The organism is Motilimonas sp. E26 (assembly GCF_021278025.1).
Taxonomy (GTDB): domain Bacteria; phylum Pseudomonadota; class Gammaproteobacteria; order Enterobacterales; family CBDFNC01; genus Motilimonas.
Window position 1 is genome coordinate 127,456 of sequence record NZ_JAIBHJ010000003.1, and the last position, 23,980, is coordinate 151,435.

Here is a 23,980-nt window from a genome sequence, read left to right on the forward strand (position 1 = left end):
ACTGGCTAATTAAACTGAAATATCGTTAATTATTTAGCTTCAATAACTTGAATACTGTTAATCACGACTGGGTTGGTCGGTACGTCACGCGCGCCCGGCATGGCTGCAGTGGTGCCTGTTGCGACATTAGCAATGGCATCAACTACTTCAATGCCAGAAGTGACTTTACCAAACACGGCATAACCGGCGCCATAGGCTCCTTGATCTAAGTTAGTGTTGTTGGCGTGGTTAATAAAAAATTGGCGCGTAGCGGAATCGGGAGCATTAGTGCGCGCCATCGCGATTGTGCCACGGCTGTTTGATAGGCCATTGCTGGCTTCGTTTTTAATTGGCGCATTGGTTGCTAGGCGTTGGTAATCTTGATTGAAGCCGCCCCCTTGGATCATAAAGCCTGGGATCACGCGATGAAACAAGCTATTTTTGAACTCATCTTGTTTGATATAAGCCAAAAAATTATCGACGGTGATTGGCGCTTTATCTTGATAAAGCTCTAGGACAATATCACCTTTGCTGGTTTTGATTTTTATTTCTGGGTTTGCAGCATGGGCTGTGAAGCTGAAGCCAGTTAATAACATCAACAAGAAAGCGGAGAGAAGATGGCGAAAGTTCATCAATTAGTCCTTTTTATTTAGTTCTTCAAAGAGTTGTTTGTCGTTCAAAATATCTGCAAGCAATGTAGTCAGTTGCTTGTTTAAGCCTTCTTCCAGCTCTGCTGCTGTCGGGCTAAACGGGCCTGTTTTCGTTGAAACGGTTTTGTATTGCTTGGTTATTTTACGCGTTGGTTTTTCTATAACCAATGTTAACTGAGTTGTGCTTTGTGCGTCAAAGCTGGTACCGTTTTTGATTATTTTGGTTTCCATTGCTACAACATCAAGGTGCAGTTTGGTACTTGAACTTCCGGTAATGGTGACCCCTTGCTCAGTTAATCCTTGGCCTAGCTTGTCTGCGAGTAAGATGCGCACTGGAACATCGTTATTGACTAAGGTAGTGGGCTTGTCATCCTCTTGAATACTAACAATATGTGGTTGTGTACGTAAATCGCTAGAAACTAAGGCTGTAGTGGTGTTGGCGGGGTACTTTACTGTTTGCTCTGCCACTTTAGGTGATAAATGCAGGTTAAGGGGTAAAGATGATGAGCAACCGCTTAGTAAAGCAAGGCCCAATAATGGGACGAGAAGTGATTTCATAATTGCCTTTAACTGGTAAAGAAATAGAATTCGTGATGATAGCGTATTTGTTTTGAAAATCTATCATTTGATTATTATGTCTAGGCTGATTTTTTATATTACAGAGTAAGTTATGATGTTATTTAGTGGGCATCAGGGGTTGGAGCATATTCAGTTGTCTGGCGCTGACCTTTGGTATCAACCTGACTTTTATTCGCAAAGTCAGGCCGATAATCACCTATTAGCCTTGCAGCAGTTAGCGTGGCAACAGTTAAATATCCGCTTATACGGCAAGGAAGTGCTGCAACCTCGCCAGCAAGTATGGTTTGGCGACAAACCTTATACTTACTCGGGCTTAACATTAACCCCTGAGCCTTGGACCACATTACTGAGCCAGCTTAAGGGGGATGTTGAATTGGCCAGCGGCCATTCTTTTAATACGGTTCTGGGTAATTTATATCGAAATGGCAGTGATTATATGGGCTGGCATAGTGATGATGAAACTGAGCTGGGCCCTAATCCTGTTATCGCATCTTTAAGCTTTGGCGAAACCAGACGGTTTTTATTAAGGCATAAAACAACGGGAGAAAAACTTGAACTCGCTTTGCCTCATGGCGCACTGTTGATCATGGGCGGTTCAACTCAGCACAATTGGCAGCACCAAGTAGCAAAAACGCAAAAGCCTTGTCGCTTACGCATCAACCTTACTTTTCGTGATGTTTGTATGGTTTAAGTGTCTGTAACTGGCAATATCAGGCCGTAAATTGATTTGCTTCATGTATTTACCTACCGCTCCTTGCTTCATAATGATTTTATATTAACATCAAACAATTGTTAATTTTGTTTTCAAATTGATAACAATTGTTTGGGTTTGGCAGAGACCAGCCCATTGCGCAGCTTTAATATGCAAGGATGAAGTCATGTCCGCAGGGATGAGATGGTGTGTACAAATTATTAATCAGAGCTCTGATTGGTTAGGGCGTGCATTGGCTTGGCTGTTGCTAGTGATGGTGTTACTGGTTTTAGTCGTTGTATTACTGCGCTACGGTTTTGCATATGGCTCGATTGGTTTGCAGGAGTCTACCTTATATCTCCATGCCATGACTTTTATGTTAGGGGCAGGCTATACCCTGAAATATGATGACCATGTGCGCGTTGACGTGTTCTATCGTAATTTCTCTCCTAAGACCAAAGCTTGGGTCGATATTATAGGTTTTACCTTTTTGTTATTACCAGTGTGTCTGTTCCTTTTTTTTAGTAGTTGGGATTACGTGATGGGCTCATGGCGCTTATTAGAGGGGAGTCCTGAGCCTGGCGGCTTACCTTTAGTTTTTATTTTAAAAACAAATTTACTGTTAATGCCTTTACTGTTGCTATTACAAGGCATCAGCCAAACGCTCATTAATGTTCTCACCTTATTAGATCAACCGATAAGCCAAGAAAAAGATGAGGTGATGATCTAATGGAATATTTATCGATAGTTATGTTCGTCGCCGTTTGTCTGGTGTTAATGGCTGGCTACCCTGTTGCTTACTCTCTTGCGGGCACGTCTTTGGTTTTTGCATCTATCGGTATTGTAACAGGCCACTTTGACGGAGCTTATCTAGGCGCTTTGCCCAATCGTATTTACGGCATCATGATTAACCAAACCTTACTTGCTGTGCCATTATTTGTCTTAATGGGAGTGATGTTAGAAAAATCGCAAGTTGCCGAAAAACTACTTACTTCCATGGGGCAAGTGATGGGGCAAGTGAAGGGCGGCCTTGCTATTGCTGTGGTCATGGTGGGAATGTTGTTGGCTGCTAGTACCGGTATTGTCGGAGCAACGGTGGTGACCATGGGGTTATTATCATTGCCGACCATGCTAAAACGCGGTTACAGTGCAAGTTTTGCCACAGGCACCATTTGCGCGACAGGCACATTAGGGCAAATTATTCCTCCTTCTATCGCCCTCGTTTTGCTCGGTGATGTGCTATCAAGTGCTTATCAGCAAGCGCAAGTTAAAATGGGTATCTTTTCGCCCGATACGGTTTCAGTTGGCGATCTTTTTGCTGGTGCAATTGTTCCCGGTTTAATTCTGGTGTCCTGTTACTTACTCTATGTCTTTTTAATGAGTTGGTTAAACCCAAATACAATTAATCAAGCCGCGGCAAATGAAGCGGCTGATGAGGCCAGTCCACTTGCGAAAGTGGCGCTGTTACAAGCTTTAATTCCCCCTTTGATGCTAATTTTTGCCGTGCTTGGCTCTATTCTTTTGGGCTTAGCTACGCCCACTGAAGCGGCGGGGGTTGGGGCATTTGGCGCCACCTTATTGGCTTTTATCCAAGGTAAGATGAGCAAGCAAGTGATGGCTGATGTGGTTCAAACCACTCTTAAGATCACTTGCATGGTTTTTATGATTTTGATCGGTGCATCCGTTTTCTCCTTGGTATTTCGTGGCTTTGGCGGCGAAGATCTTATTCATGAATTATTTAACAATATGCCGGGCGGCGCCTTTGGTGCCATGCTGGTGGTGATGCTAGTGGTGTTTTTACTGGGTTTTATTCTCGACTTTATTGAAATTACCTTTGTGGTGGTGCCTATCGTTGGGCCGGTATTGCTCGCCATGGGATTTGATCCTGTGTGGCTGGGGATTATGTTTGCGGTGAACTTACAAACGTCATTTTTAACTCCACCTTTTGGCTTCGCCTTATTTTATTTACGTGGCGTAGCGCCAGAAAGTGTGGCGACAAAGGATATTTATCGCGGTGTTGCGCCGTATATCGCGATCCAGTTAGTGGTGTTAATGGCGCTGGCAATCTGGCCAAGTTTAGTCACTTGGTTACCCGATCAAATTTATAAATAGAAGTTCGTAATTGATAATTAACGATAGTGACTACAGGAGAGCTAAATGAGAAGAATCACCAGATGGGCTTCGGCTATTTTCCTTACGGCGGCAAGTTTGTCACTAGTGGGGTGCGGAGCTGAAAAAGCGGCTGTTAAGGAGCAAGTAAAACAAGAAGCCATTAAGTGGAAATTGGTCACTTCTTGGCCTAAAAACTTCCCTGGCTTAGGTGTCGCGCCAGAACGTTTTGCTGAAAAAGTGGGAAAAATGAGCGGTGGCCGCTTAACCATTAAAGTTTATGGTGCCGGTGAATTAGTGCCCGCATTGCAAGTGTTTGATGCCGTATCAGCAGGCACCGCACAAATGGGGCACTCAGGGGCTTATTATTGGAAAGGTAAATCCCCCGCGGCGCAGTTTTTCTCTACTATGCCATTTGGTATGACCGCGCAAGAGATGAATGCTTGGCTTCACAACGGCGGTGGCTTAGAGCTTTGGCAAGAAGTTTATGCGCCATTTGGTTTGGTTCCATTAGCGGGAGGCAACACAGATATTCAAATGGGTGGTTGGTTTAATAAAGAAATCAATTCAGTGTCGGATTTGGAAGGCCTTAAAATGCGCTTGCCTGGTTTAGGTGGCGAGGTCTTGAAGCGAGCAGGCGGTGTACCAGTTAATATGCCAGGTGGTGAAATATTCACTTCACTACAGACTGGCGCGATTGATGCGACCGAATGGGTGGGACCATATAATGATTTAGCATTTGGTCTTCATAAAGCGGCTAAATACTACTATTACCCAGGCTGGCATGAGCCTGGTACGACCATTGAATTTATGGCTAACAAAGCGGCTTTAGCAGCATTACCTGAAGATTTACGGATGATTGTAGAAGTGGCAGCGAAAGCGACTAACGAAGAAATGCTGGATGAATACATGGTGCAAAATGCCAAAGCACTAAAAATATTGGTTAATGAACACGGGGTTGAACTTCGTCAATTTCCACCCGAAGTAATGGTTAAATTGAAAGCGCTAACCGAAGAGGTATTGCAAGAACAGGTGGCGACCGATCCACAAATGAAAAAAGTGTACGATGCGTACATGACATTTCTCAATGATGCGAAAGAGTACAGTAAGGTTTCATCTAAAGCTTATATGGAACTACGTGATAATTAAGAAAAATTGATTTAAATCAAGTTTGTAAGGCGGCCCGAGAGGGCCGTTTTTGTATTCGACTTTAGTCGTATTTTTGTAACAAGCTGTAAGAAAATTTGTAACAAGCTTGATTCAGCACTAAGGTTTTATTTGTTAATTCACCCGCGAAATTTAAAGGATGATGGTGTCAAATCGCTATTTTTTTTGGCGATTCTGCCATCTTTAATGCTAGAATACAGCGCCTGAAAATTTAGCTGGATGTTATCTTCATGTCGCAGGGGTGTTACAAAGGAACGTAGCACTGGCGTCAGATCAGGTGTCTAGCGAATAAATAGAGTGTCTTTAGGCACAAACCCTTTCTTCCCGTTAAAGTAGTGCAAGTGAGTATGATTACAATAAAAAGAGGACTGGATCTCCCGATTCAAGGTGCTCCAGAGCAAGTAATCCATGATGGCAACGCCATCACTAAGGTAGCTACCCTGGGCGAAGACTATGTTGGCATGCGCCCTACCATGAAAATCAAGGTAGGAGATAGTGTAAAAAAAGGCCAAGTTCTTTTTGTCGATAAAAAGAACGAAGGTGTGCAATACACAGCGCCAGCATCCGGAGTAGTTGAAGAAATTAACCGTGGAGCAAAACGTGTGCTTCAGTCTGTTGTTATTGCCATAAATGGCAACGACAGTGTTTCTTTTGAGAAATACAGCGCAGCTGAATTAACGTCTCTAGGCCGAGAAAAAATCAAGCAAAATTTGGTTGAATCTGGCGCTTGGACTGCGTTACGTACGCGACCTTTTAGTAAGGTTCCGGCAATTGATGCCGCTCCTGTGGCCATTTTTGTTACCGCGATGGACACTAATCCATTAGCGGCATCTGCAGAAGTGATTATCAAAGAGCAAGAGCAAGCATACCTGAATGGTTTAGCTGTATTATCTCAGTTAACTGACGGTAAAGTGTATGTATGTCGAGGCGAAGCTGGTTTGCCAAAAGCATCTCTGTCAAATGTTGAAGAGCACGTTTTTAGCGGTCCTCATCCTGCTGGCTTAGCAGGAACTCATATTCACTTTTTAGAGCCTGCTAGTGCGACGAAACAAGTTTGGTACATTAACTACCAAGATGTGATCGCTTATGGCCATTTATTCTTGACTGGTGAGTTATATACCGACCGCGTCGTGTCATTAGCTGGTCCATCAGTAAACAAACCGCGCTTATTACGTACACGTCTCGGTGCTTGTTTATCTGAGCTAACTCAAGGTGAGCTAAAAGCTGGTGAAAACCGTATTATTTCGGGTTCTGTTTTATACGGTACAACAGCATTAGGTCCAGTTAATTACTTAGGTCGTTACGCTAACCAAGTATCTGTACTAACTGAAGGCAGAGAAAAAGAATTTCTTGGCTGGGGTTACCCTGGCGTCAACAGATTCTCGGTAGCTAACGTGTTTGCGTCTGCATTGAGTAAAAAGTTATTTAACTTTACTACTACTACAGGTGGTAGTGATCGTGCGATGGTGCCAATTGGCCAGTATGAGCGTGTTATGCCCCTTGATATCTTGCCAACCATGCTACTACGCGATTTGATTGCTCGTGATCTTGATAGTGCTGTAGCCCTTGGCTGTCTTGAGCTAGATGAAGAAGATTTGGCTCTATGTACTTTTGTATGTCCAGGTAAGTATGACTTTGGTCCTATTCTTCGTGACTGTTTGACCACGATTGAGAAGGAAGGCTAAAAAATGTTAAAAAAATTGATTGAGGATATCGAACCTCATTTTGAACCTGGTGGCAAGCACGAAAGATGGTATGCGCTATATGAAGCGGTTGCTACTTTTGCTTATACGCCAGGTTTTGTGAATAAAGGTCGCTCTCACGTTCGTGATAGCATCGACTTAAAACGCATCATGATTTTTGTTTGGTTAGCCACATTCCCAGCCATGTTTTTTGGTATGTACAATGTTGGTTTTCAAGCCAACGAAGCCATTGCAATGGGGACGGGGGTCGCATTTGATGACTGGCGTGTTGCGCTACTGCAAATGTTCGGTGTCACCATGGGTGCCGACGCGGGTGTGTTTGCCAACATGCTATTTGGCGCTATGTACTTCTTACCTATCTATGCGGTGACATTCATCGTTGGTGGTTTCTGGGAAGTGCTGTTTGCAACCGTACGACGTCATGAAGTGAACGAAGGTTTCTTTGTTACTTCGGTACTGTTCGCATTGATCGTACCCGCTTCAATTCCCTTGTGGCAGGTGGCTCTCGGTATCACTTTTGGTGTGGTTATCGCCAAGGAAATATTCGGTGGTACAGGTCGTAACTTCTTAAACCCAGCATTAGCGGGCCGCGCTTTCCTATTCTTCGCATACCCATCAGATATTTCTGGTGATTCAGTGTGGACGGCAGTTGATGGCTTCTCGGGTGCAACCTCACTTAGTCTAGCCGCTAACGGTGGTATGGATGCCGTAACCGCTCAGCTTAGCTGGATGGATGCCTTTATTGGTAACATGCAAGGTTCAATTGGTGAAGTGTCAACTATCGCTATCCTAATTGGTGGTGCTTTCTTGATGATCACTAAAATTGCATCTTGGCGTATTGTTTCTGGTGTCATGATAGGGATGGCGGTAACAGCATTCTTATTTAATGCTATCGGATCAGATACCAACCAAATGTTTGCTGTGCCATGGCACTGGCATTTAGTGATGGGTGGTTTTGCATTCGGCATGATCTTTATGGCAACTGATCCAGTATCGGCTTCATTTACCAATCGTGGTAAGTGGATGTACGGTGCGTTAATCGGTGTCATGGTGGTGTTAATTCGTGTAGTCAACCCTGCATTCCCAGAAGGCATGATGCTAGCAATTTTATTTGCTAATTTATTTGCCCCGTTATTTGACTACTTTGTGGTTCAGGCGAACGTTAAACGGAGACTTGCACGCAATGGCTAGTAAAGAATCATTAGGCAAAACCCTCGGCGTTGTGGTCGGCGTTTGTCTGGTTTGTTCTATTGTGGTATCGGTTGCTGCTGTGGGTCTTCGTCCCACTCAACAAGCGAACGCATTGTTAGACAAGCAAAAAAACATTTTAGCTGTTTCAGGACTTGAAATTGGCTCGCAAAAAATGGCGGATGTGTTCGCTAAGAACATTGAACCTAGATTAGTTGACTTAAAAACAGGTGAATATGTTGATGTTAAAGACGTTGAAGGCGTTTCAGATATCAATGAGTATGACCCGCTAAAAGCAGCTAAAGAGCCAGAAAAGAGCACTAAGCTTTCACCAGAACAAGCCATTGCTGGCTTTTCTACTCGTGAAAATATTGGTCTTGTTTACTTAGTGAACAGTGATGCCGGTGAGCTTGAGCGCGTAATTGTACCGGTTCGAGGCGCAGGCCTTTGGAACATGATGTATGCGTTTGTGGCGATTCAACCGGATGGCAATACCGTTGACGGTATTACTTACTACCAGCAAGGTGAAACACCGGGCCTAGGTGGTGAAGTAGAAAACCCAATGTGGAAAGCACTGTGGCCAGGTAAGAAATTGTATGATGAGCAAGGCAACCCAGCGATTAAAATCGTTAAAGGTGGCGCTGCTGAAGGTGATGTACACGGTGTCGACGGCCTATCTGGCGCAACACTAACAGGTACGGGTATCCAACATACATTCGATTTTTGGTTAAGTACTGACGGTTACGGTTCTTACCTGAAAAAGTTAGGTAAAGGAGAGCTTAATAATGGCTAGTGATGCAAAGAAGGTTCTCGTTGGACCTATCATCTCTAATAACCCCATTGCACTACAAATCTTAGGTGTTTGTTCTGCATTAGCGGTGACCAGTAAGCTAGAGACGGCGGTTGTAATGACCTTAGCGGTAACGTTTGTAACTGCTTTTTCTAACTTATTTATTTCAATTATTCGTAATCACATACCAGGTAGTGTGCGAATTATTGTACAAATGGCAATTATTGCTTCTTTGGTAATCGTGGTTGACCAAGTACTTAAAGCGGTGGCATTTGAGCTATCTAAGCAACTGTCGGTTTACGTAGGCTTGATTATTACTAACTGTATTGTAATGGGTCGTGCGGAAGCTTATGCGATGAAGAGTCCACCTGGCGCAAGCTTTATGGACGGAATCGGTAATGGTTTAGGTTACGGCTTCATTCTTGTTGCAGTTGGTGGCATTCGTGAATTCTTTGGTTCTGGTGCGTTATTTGGCATCGAAATCATGCCATTAATTTCTGCAGGTGGTTGGTACCAAAGTAACGGTTTATTACTGTTACCGCCAAGTGCTTTCTTTATCATCGGGTTATTGATCTGGGCAATCAGAACATTTAAACCTGAACAGGTTGAGGCGAAGGACTAATGGAACATTACTTAAGTTTATTCGTACGCTCTATTTTCATCGAAAATATGGCATTAGCTTTCTTCCTTGGTATGTGTACCTTCCTTGCGGTATCGAAGAAAGTAAAAACAGCATTTGGCCTAGGCGTCGCTGTAATTGTGGTATTAGCTATCTCAGTACCGGTTAACCAAGTTATTTACTTTAACTTGCTAGCGCCAGGTGCATTAGAGTGGGCTGGTCTTGGTGAAGCTGATTTAAGCTTCTTAGGCTACATCACTTTCATCGGTGTTATTGCAGCCTTAGTGCAAATATTAGAGATGGTGTTAGACAAATACTTCCCTGCGCTTTACCAAGCCTTGGGTATTTTCTTGCCACTTATCACGGTTAACTGTGCCATTTTCGGTGGTGTGTCATTCATGGTTCAACGTGAATACAACATTGCTGAGTCGTTTGTTTATGGTGTCGGTAGTGGTGTGGGCTGGATGTTAGCCATTGTTGCGCTTGCGGGTATCCGTGAAAAAATGAAATATGCAGATGTTCCAGATGGTCTACGTGGTTTAGGTATTACCTTTATTACTTCAGGTCTGATGGCACTAGGCTTTATGTCTTTCTCTGGTATTCAGTTGTAATCTTGGGGCCGTTTTTCGGTCCCTGAAGCAAGGAAATTGTCGATGGAAATCATTCTCGGCGTTGTCATGTTCACAGTGATTGTTTTAGCCTTGGTATTTATTATCTTGTCTGCTAAATCAAAGCTAGTGGCCTCTGGCGACATTAAAATCTCAGTAAACGGTGATCCTGAAAAGGCGATCACTTGTGGCGCTGGCGGTAAGCTACTTGGCGCCCTCGCGAACTCTGGTATTTTTGTATCATCAGCCTGTGGTGGCGGTGGTTCATGTGGCCAGTGTCGTGTAAAAATCAAATCAGGTGGCGGTGACATTCTGCCGACTGAACTAGACCATATCTCTAAGGGTGAAGCCCGCGAAGGTGAACGTTTAGCTTGTCAGGTAAACGTTAAGCAAGATATGGATATTGAATTACCAGAAGAAATTTTTGGTGTTAAGCGTTGGGAATGTGAAGTTATCTCTAATGATAACAAAGCAACCTTTATTAAAGAGCTTAAACTACAAATTCCTGATGGCGAATCAGTTCCGTTCCGTGCGGGTGGTTATATCCAAATTGAAGCACCTGCTCACCATGTTAAATACGCTGACTTCGATATCGAAGAGCAGTATCGTGGTGACTGGGAACACTTTGGTTTCTTCAACCTTGAATCTAAGGTAGATGAAGAAACGATTCGTGCTTATTCAATGGCTAACTACCCAGAAGAATACGGTATTATTATGCTAAACGTGCGTATTGCTACGCCGCCGCCTAATAATATGAGCTTGCCATGCGGTAAGATGTCTTCGTACATCTTCAGTTTGAAAGCGGGTGACAAGGTAACTATTTCTGGTCCATTTGGTGAGTTCTTTGCTAAAGACACCAAAGCTGAAATGGTATTTGTTGGTGGTGGTGCTGGTATGGCGCCAATGCGCTCTCATATCTTTGACCAGTTCCGTCGCTTGCATACTGACCGTAAAGTTAGCTTCTGGTACGGTGCGCGCTCGAAGCGTGAAATGTTCTACGTAGAAGATTTCGACTCGATTGCGGCTGAAAACGACAACTTTGAATGGCATGTGGCGTTAAGTGATCCACAGCCTGAAGATAATTGGGATGGCTACACTGGCTTTATCCATAATGTATTATTTGAAAACTACTTGCGCGATCATGAAGCGCCAGAAGATTGTGAATACTACATGTGTGGTCCACCAGTAATGAATGCTGCAGTTATCAACATGCTGAAAGAGTTAGGTGTTGAAGACGAGAACATCTTACTGGATGACTTTGGTGGTTAATCACTGATGCCTTTATCCATAACTAAATGGCTAGCCTTGATCGGGCTAGCCTTTTTTATTACTGCTTGCAGTAAAGATCAGGTTCAGTCAGCACCTATGGTGGTGATTGAGGGTGCGACCATGGGCACGTATTACCGTGTAAAGGTAGTGACGGATAAGATAACGGATCAAGCGGCCTTTCAGGCTGAAATCGATAAACGTTTAGAATTGGTCAATGATCAAATGTCGACTTATCGCCCCAATTCAGAGCTGTCTTTATTTAACCAGGCTGAGCAATCTCATCAAGTTTCTGCTGATACAATTGCAGTTGTACAAAAAGGAATTGAGTTGGCTCAGTTAACTCAAGGTGCGTTAGATATTACGGTCGGTCCTTTAGTTAATCTTTGGGGTTTTGGCCCAGACGCGAGGCCAACTCACTCTCCTTCGGCGGAGCAAATTGCTGAGCGAAAAGCCATTACAGGTATTGAGCACTTGAGTGTGTCTGGTTTAACCTTAAAAAAGGCTATTCCAGAGCTATATGTAGATTTATCCTCGATTGCTAAAGGCTTTGGTGTTGATCAAATTGCTGAATATATAGAGAGCCTTGGCGAGCAGCATTACCTGGTTGATATTGGTGGTGAGCTGCGCATGAAAGGCAGTAATGACAAACATCTGCCTTGGCGGATCGCAGTTGAAAAGCCTGTTACCAATGAGCGAGCGATCCAAGAGATTGTATTGCCTGGTGATAACGCTGTTGCGACTTCCGGTGATTACCGAAATTACTTCGAAGAAGACGGCGAGCGTTTTTCCCATATGATTAATCCTATCACTGGCATGCCAATCAAGCATAAGCTGGTTTCAGTGACTGTGATTGATAAATCATCAATGGTTTCCGATGGCTTGGCCACGGCAATTATGGTGATGGGGCCTAAACTAGGTTATGATTTTGCTGTCCAACAAAAGTTACCTGTTTTTATGATCACCAAAACAGAAACAGGGTTTAGTGAGCAATATACGCAGCAATTTGCACCTTATTTGCTGCAGGAGGCAAAATGACGTACTTTCTTGCAACTTTCGTAGTATTTGTATTAGTGATCGCCGCGATGTCGGTGGGTTACATTTTTCAAAAGAAAGCCGTAAGTGGTAGTTGCGGTGGCTTAGGCAGTATCGGTATCGACAAGGAATGTGACTGTCCCGATCCTTGTGACAACCGCAAGAATAAAATGGCAAAAGAAAAAGCCAGACGTGAAATGTTGGAAAAAAACCGTATTATTTAGCTCGTAGTTAATAGATAAAAAAGACCTGAGAGGGTCTTTTTTATTAGCCAAAACTTGAGAACTGATTATTTATACATATACTGTATGAATAATCAGTTTTTTGGATTGGTATGATGCAAAGAAAAATTATTCATGTCGATATGGATTGTTTTTATGCCGCAGTAGAAATGCGTGATAATCCAGCGTTGAAAACTCTCCCTATCGCTATTGGTGGTGCAGCTTCACGACGCGGTGTGCTGTCTACGTGTAATTATGTTGCGCGTAAATACGGGGTGCGCAGTGCAATGCCAACTCATAAGGCACTGCAACTCTGTCCTGAGCTGGTGTTATTACCTGGGCGAATGGATGCATACAAAGCCGCCTCGATGCATATTCAGCAAATTTTTCATCGTTATACTGACATCATTGAACCGCTGTCACTCGACGAGGCTTATTTAGACGTCAGTGAATCGCTATTGTTTTCAGGCTCTGCCACTTACATTGCTCAAGATATTCGCCGCGCCATTGCAGAAGAAACGGGACTCACCGCATCGGCAGGTGTCGCGCCATGTAAATTTATCGCCAAAGTGGCATCCGACGAAAATAAACCTAATGGCTTATGTGTGATCACACCTGCCGAAGTAGATAGCTTTGTCGCCAGTATGCCATTAGAAAAAATCCCTGGTGTAGGTAAGGTCACTTTAGAAAAGTTACACCAACTTGGACTTCATACCTGCAAAGATGTGCAAGGCTATGCCAAAGAATCCCTTTTAACCCAATTTGGAAAGTTTGGCCGTGTATTACTCGATCGCTGTCATGGCATCGATAATCGTGAAGTTGTGGTTGATCGCGCGAGAAAATCCGTCGGCGTAGAGCGGACGCTAAGTCATAATATAAAGCAATTGGGTGAGTGCGAAGCCGTGTTAAGTGACCTATATAAAGAATTACTACGCCGTGTTGCACGCGTGGGAGCTCATGATAAAATTCGTTCACTTGCGGTTAAAATGAAATTTGCCGATTTTCAATTACGCTCTGCCGAGCAACGAGTGCAATATTTACACCCAAGTTGTTATCAGCCATTGTTGCATCAACTGCTGGAAAAAAGTCAGGGTCGTGGCATTAGGCTGTTGGGGTTATCAGCACAGTTGCAACAAGATGAGATGATAGATGCCGCGGCTAAGCAGCTAAAACTGATTTAGTGATTTATTCATCCCAGTCCATCTCTATCACTTCAATATCATATTGCTCTGCTGAATTTGCTTTTTTCGATGGCTCGCTTGGTGTTTTGGCTGATGTTTGAGAGGTTGATTTTTGCTTTACAGGGCTGTTGTTTGAGCTTTCACCAGCGATTGCGGCTTTAGTCTCTTGCCACGTTTTATCCGATGAGGACTTTAGTTTTTGCCAATAGCTACTGTTGGTATCAGTCGTTTCTGACCAAGCTTCGCTACTGTCAGTTTTGACCTCTTGCCATGTTTCACTGGTTTCTTTACTGGTCACTTCCCAAGCGTCAGCTGATGTTTCTTTTGTAGCATCCCAAACATCTCCACTCGTTTCTTTTGTTGCTTGCCAAGCATCAGAGCCAGCTTTTTTAGTACTTTCCCATGCTTCACTCCATGAGTTTGACTGAACGCTAGCGCTCATTGGTAAAGCCAATAGCGAATAAAGTAAAGGTAAGCCAAATCGAGTTAATTTCATCGTATCCTCCCTAATAGCAGGTACACATTCTACGCAACTTAAACTATTAACCAAAGGTATCAACAATTAATTATTGTTTATACGTGTGTTAGTTAATGCTGATACGGTATTTGTTATCCCTACATATTGTGATTCAAGGAAAGCAGAGATGATGCAAGTAGTGATGCTCTCTGAGCATCACTACTTTTATCTTACTTCGTAGGGATTGCTTCGAGCACTTTGACTAGTAGCTGCCAGTATTTTGCCACACTGCCAATATGTACTTTTTCGTCGGGTGAATGGGGGAATTTTATGGTTGGCCCAATCGATACCATGTCCCAGTCTGGATAAACCGCCTTAAATAGGCCGCATTCTAATCCGGCATGGATCATCATTATTTTTGGTGTACTGCCAAACTCGGTTTGGTAAACTTCTCGCACCAAATCGCGCATGTCTGAATCTACCTTTGGTGCCCAACCAGGGTAAGCGCCATCAAACGCTACTTCTGCTCCTGCTAGTGTAAACACAGACGCCAGCATGTTTTGCACATCATGTCGGCTACTGTCATCCATTGACCTGACTAGGCATTGAATATCGATGCCTAGTGCTGTGGTCTTCACCACGCCTAAGTTAGAAGATGTTTCAACTACACCCGCAAACTCGTCACTCATTCTCAGTACGCCATTGACGCAGCCCTGTAGGGCGGCAATAAGCTGATGTTGTTCCTTTTGAGCGATGACGTGACTGACTTGCACTGGCGTTAAGCTAAGGGTTAAGTTTGGTTCAGTGTGGGCTAGGGTCGCTTTGATTTGGTTGGTGAGCTGAGTAAAAAATTGCTGGAGTGCTTGCTGCTTAGTGTCGCTGATAATGAATTGCGCACTGGCTTCACGAGGAATGGCGTTACGTAAACTACCGCCTTGAAGCTGACTGAGTGTTAAATCAAATTCAGCTTGCTGACTCAGCTCATATAAACAGCGGGCGATAATTTTATTGGCGTTACCCCGACCAAGGTGAATATCACACCCGGAATGTCCTCCCTTTAGACCCGATACACTAATTTGGTAGCCAGATTGTGCGACTGCTAATGGTTGGGTTTGAATAGGGAAGTGCACGTTCACATTCACGCCACCGGCGCAGCCCATGTAAACTTCACCTTCTTCCTCTGAGTCGGTATTGATCAGTATTTCACCATCAAAGTAACCTGGCTCTAAGCCAAATGCCCCCGTCATGCCAGCCTCTTCATCAATGGTTAATAATACTTCAATTGGGCCGTGCGCAATGTCTTTACTGGCGAGCACTGCTAAACATGAAGCCATACCAATACCATTATCTGAGCCAAGGGTGGTATCTTTTGCTGTCACCCAATCGCCATCGACATAGGCTTGAATCGGATCTTTGGCAAAATCATGCTCTGTATCGCTATTTTTTTGTGGCACCATATCAATGTGGGCTTGTAGGATAACGCCTTTTTTATGTTCCATACCTGCGCTGGCTGGTTTCTTGATGATTAAGTTACCTATGGTATCTTGCTGCACCGATAACCCTTCTGACTTGGCCCATTGCATGATCCAATCAGATAATGCTTGTTCATGTTTTGATGGATGTGGAATGCTGCATATTTGGCTAAAAAATTGCCATAAGGGCTGGGGAGCAAGCTGGTTTAGCTGAGTCATAAGTAGGGGCACCGTTTACGAGAATGAAGGGCTATTATATGGCGGAAGAGAGCAAATAATAAAGGTTCACCTGCTTCAGAGTTAGAACTTAGCAGTGATTATGAGCAATTTTGTCACTGGTAACAGAATATGCTGATTTATTTTTGCCAATTGAGGCGCTATTTGCCGAGAACTATATTACAAGGACTTAGATGAACAAAATAGCCATTATTGGCTCTGGCGGGGCGGGTAAGTCGACGCTAGCTGTCGCATTAGCCAAGCAGCTGGATTTACCTCTGTATCATCTTGACCGTCTCTATTGGGGGCCTAACTGGCAGCGCGCTGAGCGGCCAGCGTGGGCCCAGTTGCAACAACAGTTATGCGGCCAACAAAGCTGGATTATTGACGGTAATTATTTCAACACGCTAGATATTCGTTTAGCCGCTTGTGATACCGTAATTTTTCTTGATGTCGACCGCTATCGCTGCATTTATCGCGCAGTGAAGCGCACTTTATTTTCCAACCATCGTCCCGATATGGCTGAAGGTTGTCATGAGCGATTTGACTGGACTTTCATTAAGTTCTTGTGGCATTACCCCACTAACATGCGACCTAGGATCTATCAGCAATTAGCCTGCTTTCCTCATAAAGATATTGTTGTGGTGAGCTCAGGGGCACAAGCTATAGAGCAAATGAAGCAACGCCAACTTAACAAAGGTTAAGCTGGTATCGCTTGTGATGAGTGTGAGTTTGCGGGGGGCGACTAGACTTTAAATTGTCCCATTAACTGATTCAACTCTTGCCCCACTAGTTGCAGCTGGCCACTGGCGTCACTAGTGGTTTGATTATGGGACATGGACTCACTGGCCAAATCAGAGATATTGTTTACGTTGCGATTAATCTCATCTAAGGCTTTTGATTGCTGTTCAGCCGCGCTGGCAATTTGATGGTTCATATCGGTGATAATATCAATAGACGCGACAATTTCACTCAATGCCGTCCCAGCGGAGCCTGCTCGTGCTGCTGTTTTACTAGATTGAGCTAGGGTCTGCTCTACTGAATTTGCGACGTCATTGGTACCTTTTTGTAATTTGGCTATCATTTGCTGAATTTCATCGGTGGAGTCTTGTGTTCGCGTTGCCAAAGTGCGCACTTCATCGGCCACGACTGCAAAGCCTCGTCCCTGCTCACCCGCTCTTGCCGCTTCTATTGCTGCATTTAAAGCCAGTAAATTAGTTTGCTCGGCAATGCTGCGGATAACATCTAATATTGAGCCTATTTGTTGGCTATCTTGTTCTAATTGTGTAACTAAGCTAACGGTTTGCTCTAACTCTTCACCTAAGGCCGCGATAGAGCTAACCGTTTCGTCGACAGAGGCTTGGCCATGTTGCGCTCGTTGGTTTGCCTCTGCGGCAGAGTCTGCCGCGAGCTGAGCACTATTAGCGACTTCTTGTGTGGTAGCGAGCATTTCATTCATGGCCGTAGCAACACCATCGGTTTCATGATGCTGCTGTTCGGCAATGCGGTGATTAGATTGTACTGCGTGGTTCAATTGTGCAGCGGTATCTCCAATGTTGTGGCTAACAGGCTGCATTTGTCTGACTAATAAGGCTATTTTTTGAGTGAATAGATTAAAATTATTAGCCAGTTTGGTTATTTCATCTTGCCCTTTACTTTCAAGGGTAACGGTTAGGTCGCCTTCTCCTTGGGCAATATCAGACATCGCACCGGCACTTTGCTTTAATGGTTTAGTAATACTGGCAATAATAAGGGTGGAAAGTCCTAATAAAGTGACGGAAATTGCCATAAAAACGGCGCTAACTTTGTATACCATCTCAAGAAAAAGCCCTTGCACATCGTCTAAGTAAATACCGGTACCGATTACCCAACCCCATGGTTGATAACCTTTAACAAAGGATATTTTATCAACCGGCTCTTCAAAGCCAGGTTTAGGCCATTGGTAATCAACAAAGCCTGCCCCTTGTTTTCTTACTACTTCCGTAAACGCGACAAATAAGCTTTTGCCGTTGGGATCTTTTACATTTGCAAGAGATTGGCCATCTAATTTGGGTTTAATCGGATGCATCACCATATTGGGACCCATATCATTAATCCAAAAATAGTCGGTCTTATTATAGCGAATGGCCTTAATGGCTGATATGGCATTGCGTTTTGCCGTTGCCTCGTCGTATAAACCTGTTTTTGCTTGCTGGTGAAAGTGCTCAATAAGGGAGTACACGGTATCGACTTCAAATTGTACTTGCGCTCGCTTGTCGTTAAGTAGTGCATTCTGATATTGATATAGTACTAACACCACTAAGGCAAACATGCCCATTAAAGCGAGTGCTAAGTTACTGTATAAGCGCTGCCCAATAGATAAGTGTCGTAGAGTTGTCAACATGATAGGCATTCCTTCTACAAGGTTAAGAAATTGATTTGTATCAATAATTAAATGTCATAAACGGGTAGTGCTTCACACTTTAGTATGATGATTGAATATTGCTGATTAAGTTGTGATTTACATTTGATAGTTCATGGTTTTGATTGATTAATTTTATAGCCCTTACCGCGTATTTCTGATTAAAGTCATGGTTAATTGATGAGCAGGCTTTTATAATCCGCGGCTAATTTCACCACGGACCTGCACTTTCAGTTTATAAAGTAGTCATAAAAATGGCATTCCTAGCATTATGTTAAGGAGTGTAGCTGAAGGTGGTTATCAGTTGATAACTCGGTTAATTTAAATGGACGCTCAAGATGTTAGAAAAATTATTTAAACTTAAAGAGCACAACACTAGTGCTCGAACGGAAATTATTGCAGGTATCACTACCTTCTTAACCATGGCTTACATTATTTTTGTTAATCCGGCTATGTTATCGGATACAGGGATGGACCGAGGAGCGGTATTTGTTGCCACTTGCTTAGCTGCCGCAATTGGTTGTTTTATCATGGGCTTTTACGCTAACTACCCAGTGGCTTTGGCGCCTGGGATGGGGCTAAATGCGTTTTTTGCTTATGTTGTGGTTGGTGATATGGGCTATAGCTGGGAAGTGGCTTTAGGCGCTGTCTTCTTATCGGGTTGTTGCTTTGTTTTTCTTAGCTTGTTTCGCATCCGAGAGTGGATTATTAATAGCATACCGCAAGCACTACGCACTGGTATTGCAGCGGGTATCGGTTTGTTTTTAGCCCTGATTGCGCTGAAAAATGCCGGAATTGTGGTAGGTAATCCAAATACATTAGTAAGCCTTGGTGATTTAACATCATTACATGCATTACTGGCGAGTGTTGGCTTTTTTGCCATTATCGCTTTAGTGCACTTTCGCGTGAAAGGCGGCATCATGTATGCCGTGTTGGGTGTCACTTTTCTCGGCTGGGCATTGGGTGATGTCGCTTATGGTGGCATTGTTTCTATGCCGCCATCAGTTGCACCGACCTTTCTTGCTTTAGATATTGCTGGTGCATTTAATGTTGCGATGATCAGTGTGGTCTTTGCTTTCTTATTTGTCGATTTATTTGATACGTCTGGCACCCTGATTGCGGTTGCGGATAAAGCTAAGTTATTGGATGAAAAGGGTAACTTACCTCGCTTGAATCGTGCTTTACTGGCGGACAGCGGCGCATCTATTTCAGGCTCATTATTAGGTACTTCAACTACAACCAGCTACATTGAAAGTGTAAGTGGTGTGGCTGAAGGTGGTAGAACGGGATTAACTGCCGTTATTGTTGGCATTTTATTCCTTTTATGTTTATTCTTTGCGCCCCTTGCTGGCATGGTGCCTGCTTATGCGACGGCGGGTGCGTTGTTTTATGTTGCCATTCTAATGATGTCGGGTTTAACCCGCATTGATTGGCATGACATTACTGAGGCGGCACCTGTAGTTGTGGTAACACTGCTTATGCCACTCACATTCTCGATTGCCCATGGTATTGCCATTGGCTTTATTGCTTATGCTGTAATTAAACTTATTACAGGTAAAGCCATGACTGTGAGCAGTAGCGTTTGGGTACTGGCAATACTATTTGCTGTTAAGTTTGCATTGCATTTTTAGTGATCGCTTTGCGCCAACGTCAACTCGAATCATATTGAGGTAAATATGAGCAAAAAATTCTACGTCTCTTGGGAACTAGAGCAAAGAGAATCTCGCCGTTTGGCGCGTAAATTACTGCCTGCTGATCAATGGAAAGGTATTATCGCTGTGAGTCGCGGTGGCCTAGTGCCAGCGGCAATTTTAGCCCGTGAACTGGGTATTCGTCATGTTGATACTATTTGTATCGCCAGCTACACCCACGATCAGCAAAAAGAGCTGAAAGTAATTAAAGGTGTTGATCATGATGGTGACGGTTTCATTGTGGTTGACGATTTAGTTGATACCGGTGGCACGGCTAAAGTTATTCGCGAAATGTTACCAAAAGCGCGCTTTGTGACTGTGTTTGCAAAACCTGCGGGTAAGCATTTAGTCGATGACTTTATCATGGAAATTCCCCAAGACACTTGGATTGAGCAGCCATGGGATATGACCCTTAGTTATACCAAGCCTTTGGTTGATGAAGAGTAAGGTAGTGACTCAGTCATGAATAAATAAAGCGGCATTGAGCCGCTTTTTTTTGCTCATTTTTTATCTGTCTTTGATCTAAGCTAATGAATAAAATCCAATTTCAGACACATTATTCTTATAAAACACGTATAATTTAATCACCAACTTCACTACATTAGTGTGTTATATGTCGAGCCAAAATCTCTCAGAAAAACTATTTAAAATTAAGTTTAATTACCCTGAAACTTCTACCATCAGTAACCCAAAGGCGAAGCAGCCATCAAATAGCCCTGTTGGTGCAATGATGGACAACGACAATACCCCTGGTTGGTATCGACTATTAAGACGTGCGCAGTGGGCGTGGCAGGGGATTGATCCAATAGAGGTTGAAGCGATTTTGGCAAAAATTGCCATGTCTAAGCAAACACGTACTCGAGATGATCTATTGGATACGGTAACCGATTATCGTAAAGGTAACTGGACATATGAGTGGAGTCAGCCAGGAGCGGTTTGGCAGCATAAAGCCAAAGACGCACTTGCTAATGAGCAATTTGAACTGGCTCGGCATGCTTTTTATATGGCGTCTCAATATTATGCGGTATCTGGTTATCCGCATTTAAAAGGTGATGAGCTGGCGTTACAAGCACACACATTAGCTAATTTATGTTATCGAGAAATGGGGAAGTTACTCCCTAACCCATTACGCATCATTGATGTGCCTTATAAAGGTAAAACGATTCACTGTTATTTGCACTTAGCTCAAGAAGATCAAATTTCGCCTGTGGTGATAGTGTGTGGTGCAATAGACACCATGCAAATTGAATATTACAAGCTGTTTGAGCGCAATTTAGCCCCCGCGGGTTTAGCGATGTTGACCGTTGATATGCCCGGGTTAGGCTTTGCCAGTAGCGCTAAACTTGAGCAAGATAGTACTCAAGTTTTACAAGCGGTTATCGCTCACCTGAAAAAGGTCCCTTGGGTTGATTATGACAATATTGCTTTATTAGGCGGACGCTTGGGCGCCAACCTGGTCACTCGCTTAGCGTATATTGAGCCATTTAGTATCAAAGCCGCAGTGAGTGTCGGTGGCGCGGTGGATAAATTATTTATTGAACCTGAACGGTTTAAGTTATTGCCGCAAATGATGTTAGACACCATTGCCAACCGTATGGGATTAACCAGTGAAGACCATGAGTTATTATTTCAGCGTTGCAAGGTGTTCTCTCTTTCTCGGCAAGGTTTACTTGGCCGCAGTCGCACTAAAGTACCGCTGTTGAGCATTGGTCATGCCGAAGATCTTATTTGCCCTGAAGTCGACATAAAAATGATTGCTCGTGGCAGCTTAGCTGGCGAGTCTATTATTATTAATCAGCCGCCAATTTTTAAATCTTATTATCGTGCACTCGATCAAGCTGCAGAGTGGCTTAAACAATACCTATTAGACAGATAAGTATTAAGCCAAATGTTTCTGAAACGGTGTTTATTCAGTGCTCGCCCATGAGTGTAAGAATATATCGCGAATAGCGTGACATACTCTCATACCAAACGCCGTCAAACCATCCTATGAAGCTGTTGATGGCCTAACTGCCGCTTCTTCGCGGCAGATTTCATCTCAGAAAACATCACTGATTGCTAAATAGTATTTATGTGTTTGCCTTGGGGGTTATTAGGTTACTATTTTTAGTTTAAATAGCAGACTTATTGAGTTATTAATAAATTTACGCGGGGTAGATCTAGCTCCTGACTGGTTAAAGTTGCACCAACTAAGATAATGCGATATTTGTATACTCTCTTACTCTGATGGGGACAAATAAGTATGTCTGAAACGCAATTCCCGCCTCGGGGACGTATAACGAAAAAATTTACCGATATCGGTCCATATTTCCGAGTGGGTAAAAGTGATGACGAAAATTTCTTTTTTGATTGCTTAGCTGTGTGTGTGGGAATCAACGCTGAGCCAGATAAGCGTGAGTTTTATGGCTGGTGGCTTGAGCTGAAAAAAACCGACACGGGTTTTAGCTATCACTACCAGTATGGCTTTTTTGATGTCACTGGTGAATGGCAAGAAAAAGCGATACCAAAGAAGCATCAAGCTGAGGTAACCCGCTCTTTGCAAGTGTTCTATGAAAAAATGATGGATTTAGTTGAAAACACGTTTGAATTAGATTTAGAACCCTCTTCAGCGTTAGATAGCCACCTCGTATTAACTGCGGCATAACCTTGGTTTCCAGCACATTAAGTGGTTGTGCTGGCTCTTTTTTAGTCCTATCTACTCGAATTTAATCTCGTCGTCTTTTAGCAGGTGTGAGCATCCAATAAACTTGGTATTATTGAACAACGGTACGATTTTATTCGTTTTATTTACATAATTATTAGCTAGCCTCATGTTTAAAAAAACCATAGTAGTCAAATTAGGCACCAGTGTATTAACTGGTGGTAGTGCCAAATTAGATCGCGCCCACATGGTCGAGCTTGTTCGTCAATGTGCTAAGTTACACAATGCTGGTCATCAGGTGATTGTCGTGACTTCAGGTGCGGTTGCCGCCGGTCGTGAGCATTTAGGCATGCATGAATTACCCACCACTGTGGCTAACAAGCAAATGTTAGCCGCAGTAGGCCAAAGTCAATTGATCTTAACTTGGGAAAACCTATTTAATATCTATGGCTTGCACGTTGGGCAAATGTTATTAACTCGCGCCGATTTAGATGATCGTGAGCGTTTCTTAAATGCGCGCGATACCATGCGCACTTTACTTAAACATCGTATTATTCCGATCGTTAATGAAAACGATGCCGTTGCGACGTCTGAAATTAAAGTGGGTGATAACGATAATTTATCAGCGCTCGCGGCCATTTTGGCGGATGCCGATTTACTTGTTTTGTTAACCGATCAATCGGGTTTATTTACCGCCGATCCGCGCACCAATAAAGATGCCAAGTTAATATCACAAATAACTGAGATCACGGACGAAATTCGCCATCTTGCCGGTGGTAGTGTGTCGGGGCTAGGCACAGGTGGCATGGCGACTAAGTTGCAAGCGGCTGATGTTGCTATGCGCGCAGGTATTGATGTGGTCATTGCAGCTGGCAATGAAGAGCAAGTAATAAAACGTGTGGCAGAAGGCGAATCTTTGGGCACCTTATTTCTTTCGAAGAAGTCGCCTCTAGAGCATCGTAAACAATGGATTTTAGCAGGGCCGCCACCTGCTGGACAAATTACCATCGACACGGGGGCTGAGACGGCTGTCGTTGCGAAGGGAAGTAGTTTACTACCTAAGGGAATCACCCATGTCGCGGGTGCTTATGGCCGCGGTGATGTTATTTTAGTGATGAGTCAAACGGGTAAGGTCATTGCTCGTGGTATTGCACGTTATTCTAGTATCGAGCTAGAAGCGATTAAAGGCATACATTCTGAAGATATCGAAAAAACCTTAGGCTATGTTTATGGTTCGGTAGCTATCCATCGCGATGATTTAGTGGTGCTCTAGCTATAGGGTAGGGCTTGAATGCTAATAAAAAAGCCAGTGTTAA

General features: G+C 43.6%; 24 protein-coding genes. 19 read left to right on the plus strand and 5 right to left on the minus strand.

Going from position 1 to position 23,980, the window contains the following annotated elements; genetic code table 11:
- Nucleotides 1-29: 29 nt before the first annotated feature.
- Both K1M91_RS03420 and K1M91_RS03425 read right to left on the minus strand, forming a co-directional pair.
- On the minus strand, nucleotides 30-611 hold the full coding sequence (locus tag K1M91_RS03420) for a peptidylprolyl isomerase (RefSeq protein WP_232800151.1): 582 nt from the start codon (nucleotides 609-611) through the stop codon (nucleotides 30-32).
- Between the two features lie 3 nt (nucleotides 612-614).
- A complete protein-coding gene (locus K1M91_RS03425; protein WP_232800152.1) occupies nucleotides 615-1,187 on the minus strand; it encodes a YajG family lipoprotein in 573 nt (190 codons plus the stop codon).
- Between the two features lie 112 nt (nucleotides 1,188-1,299).
- On the opposite strand from K1M91_RS03425, the gene K1M91_RS03430 reads away from it, so the two are divergent.
- The 13 genes from K1M91_RS03430 (at nucleotide 1,300) to dinB (ending at nucleotide 13,786) form a co-directional block, all read left to right on the plus strand.
- Nucleotides 1,300-1,899, plus strand: a complete 600-nt coding sequence (locus K1M91_RS03430; protein WP_232800153.1) for an alpha-ketoglutarate-dependent dioxygenase AlkB — start codon at nucleotides 1,300-1,302, stop codon at nucleotides 1,897-1,899.
- A gap of 187 nt (nucleotides 1,900-2,086) precedes the next feature.
- On the plus strand, nucleotides 2,087-2,629 hold the full coding sequence (locus K1M91_RS03435) for a TRAP transporter small permease subunit (protein ID WP_232800154.1): 543 nt from the start codon (nucleotides 2,087-2,089) through the stop codon (nucleotides 2,627-2,629).
- Nucleotides 2,629-4,011, plus strand: coding sequence for a TRAP transporter large permease subunit (locus K1M91_RS03440; protein WP_232800155.1), 1,383 nt, complete (start codon nucleotides 2,629-2,631; stop codon nucleotides 4,009-4,011). Before K1M91_RS03435 ends, K1M91_RS03440 begins: the two co-directional genes overlap by 1 nt.
- Nucleotides 4,012-4,056: 45 nt before the next feature.
- Nucleotides 4,057-5,157 carry a TRAP transporter substrate-binding protein gene (locus K1M91_RS03445; RefSeq protein WP_232800156.1) on the plus strand — a complete coding sequence of 367 codons (1,101 nt, stop codon included), beginning with the start codon at nucleotides 4,057-4,059 and terminating at the stop codon, nucleotides 5,155-5,157.
- Nucleotides 5,158-5,522: 365 nt separating this feature from the next.
- Nucleotides 5,523-6,860 (plus strand): Na(+)-translocating NADH-quinone reductase subunit A, encoded by a 1,338-nt coding sequence (locus tag K1M91_RS03450; protein WP_232800157.1) that lies wholly within the window; start codon nucleotides 5,523-5,525, stop codon nucleotides 6,858-6,860.
- 3 nt (nucleotides 6,861-6,863) lie between these two features.
- Nucleotides 6,864-8,069, plus strand: coding sequence for an NADH:ubiquinone reductase (Na(+)-transporting) subunit B (locus tag K1M91_RS03455; RefSeq protein ID WP_232800158.1), 1,206 nt, complete (start codon nucleotides 6,864-6,866; stop codon nucleotides 8,067-8,069).
- Complete coding sequence (locus K1M91_RS03460; RefSeq protein WP_232800159.1) at nucleotides 8,062-8,859, plus strand: Na(+)-translocating NADH-quinone reductase subunit C; 798 nt, start codon at nucleotides 8,062-8,064, stop codon at nucleotides 8,857-8,859. Before K1M91_RS03455 ends, K1M91_RS03460 begins: the two co-directional genes overlap by 8 nt.
- Nucleotides 8,852-9,478 carry an NADH:ubiquinone reductase (Na(+)-transporting) subunit D gene (locus K1M91_RS03465; RefSeq protein WP_232800160.1) on the plus strand — a complete coding sequence of 209 codons (627 nt, stop codon included), beginning with the start codon at nucleotides 8,852-8,854 and terminating at the stop codon, nucleotides 9,476-9,478. The genes K1M91_RS03460 and K1M91_RS03465 overlap by 8 nt, the downstream gene beginning before the upstream one ends.
- A complete protein-coding gene (gene nqrE / locus K1M91_RS03470; RefSeq protein ID WP_232800161.1) occupies nucleotides 9,478-10,086 on the plus strand; it encodes an NADH:ubiquinone reductase (Na(+)-transporting) subunit E in 609 nt (202 codons plus the stop codon). The genes K1M91_RS03465 and nqrE overlap by 1 nt, the downstream gene beginning before the upstream one ends.
- Nucleotides 10,087-10,128: 42 nt before the next feature.
- Complete coding sequence (gene nqrF, locus K1M91_RS03475; RefSeq protein ID WP_232800162.1) at nucleotides 10,129-11,352, plus strand: NADH:ubiquinone reductase (Na(+)-transporting) subunit F; 1,224 nt, start codon at nucleotides 10,129-10,131, stop codon at nucleotides 11,350-11,352.
- Nucleotides 11,353-11,358: 6 nt separating this feature from the next.
- Nucleotides 11,359-12,387, plus strand: a complete 1,029-nt coding sequence (locus K1M91_RS03480; RefSeq protein WP_232800163.1) for an FAD:protein FMN transferase — start codon at nucleotides 11,359-11,361, stop codon at nucleotides 12,385-12,387.
- Nucleotides 12,384-12,608 (plus strand): (Na+)-NQR maturation NqrM, encoded by a 225-nt coding sequence (nqrM, locus tag K1M91_RS03485; RefSeq protein WP_232800164.1) that lies wholly within the window; start codon nucleotides 12,384-12,386, stop codon nucleotides 12,606-12,608. The genes K1M91_RS03480 and nqrM overlap by 4 nt, the downstream gene beginning before the upstream one ends.
- Before the next feature lie 110 nt (nucleotides 12,609-12,718).
- Complete coding sequence (dinB, locus tag K1M91_RS03490; protein WP_232800165.1) at nucleotides 12,719-13,786, plus strand: DNA polymerase IV; 1,068 nt, start codon at nucleotides 12,719-12,721, stop codon at nucleotides 13,784-13,786.
- 4 nt (nucleotides 13,787-13,790) lie between these two features.
- Here dinB and K1M91_RS03495 read toward each other — a convergent pair whose 3' ends face one another.
- A complete protein-coding gene (locus K1M91_RS03495) occupies nucleotides 13,791-14,282 on the minus strand; it encodes a hypothetical protein (protein ID WP_232800166.1) in 492 nt (163 codons plus the stop codon).
- Nucleotides 14,283-14,473: 191 nt separating this feature from the next.
- On the minus strand, nucleotides 14,474-15,934 hold the full coding sequence (locus K1M91_RS03500; RefSeq protein WP_232800167.1) for an aminoacyl-histidine dipeptidase: 1,461 nt from the start codon (nucleotides 15,932-15,934) through the stop codon (nucleotides 14,474-14,476).
- A gap of 191 nt (nucleotides 15,935-16,125) precedes the next feature.
- On the opposite strand from K1M91_RS03500, the gene K1M91_RS03505 reads away from it, so the two are divergent.
- Nucleotides 16,126-16,635, plus strand: coding sequence for a hypothetical protein (locus K1M91_RS03505; RefSeq protein ID WP_232800168.1), 510 nt, complete (start codon nucleotides 16,126-16,128; stop codon nucleotides 16,633-16,635).
- A 41-nt stretch (nucleotides 16,636-16,676) separates the two neighbouring features.
- Here the strand turns inward: K1M91_RS03505 and K1M91_RS03510 are convergent, their stop codons facing one another.
- On the minus strand, nucleotides 16,677-18,314 hold the full coding sequence (locus K1M91_RS03510) for a methyl-accepting chemotaxis protein (RefSeq protein ID WP_232800169.1): 1,638 nt from the start codon (nucleotides 18,312-18,314) through the stop codon (nucleotides 16,677-16,679).
- A 356-nt stretch (nucleotides 18,315-18,670) separates the two neighbouring features.
- Here K1M91_RS03510 and K1M91_RS03515 point away from each other — a divergent pair, with 356 nt between their 5' ends.
- The 5 genes from K1M91_RS03515 to proB all read left to right on the plus strand — a co-directional run bounded on the left by K1M91_RS03515 (nucleotide 18,671) and on the right by proB (nucleotide 23,937).
- Nucleotides 18,671-19,963, plus strand: coding sequence for an NCS2 family permease (locus tag K1M91_RS03515; protein ID WP_232800170.1), 1,293 nt, complete (start codon nucleotides 18,671-18,673; stop codon nucleotides 19,961-19,963).
- Nucleotides 19,964-19,996: 33 nt separating this feature from the next.
- A complete protein-coding gene (gene gpt, locus K1M91_RS03520) occupies nucleotides 19,997-20,470 on the plus strand; it encodes a xanthine phosphoribosyltransferase (protein WP_348983259.1) in 474 nt (157 codons plus the stop codon).
- A gap of 166 nt (nucleotides 20,471-20,636) precedes the next feature.
- Nucleotides 20,637-21,899 carry an esterase FrsA gene (gene frsA / locus K1M91_RS03525; protein ID WP_232800172.1) on the plus strand — a complete coding sequence of 421 codons (1,263 nt, stop codon included), beginning with the start codon at nucleotides 20,637-20,639 and terminating at the stop codon, nucleotides 21,897-21,899.
- Between the two features lie 366 nt (nucleotides 21,900-22,265).
- Nucleotides 22,266-22,667 carry a sigma factor-binding protein Crl gene (gene crl / locus K1M91_RS03530; protein WP_232800173.1) on the plus strand — a complete coding sequence of 134 codons (402 nt, stop codon included), beginning with the start codon at nucleotides 22,266-22,268 and terminating at the stop codon, nucleotides 22,665-22,667.
- A 166-nt stretch (nucleotides 22,668-22,833) separates the two neighbouring features.
- Nucleotides 22,834-23,937, plus strand: coding sequence for a glutamate 5-kinase (gene proB, locus K1M91_RS03535; RefSeq protein WP_232800174.1), 1,104 nt, complete (start codon nucleotides 22,834-22,836; stop codon nucleotides 23,935-23,937).
- Nucleotides 23,938-23,980: the final 43 nt, after the last annotated feature.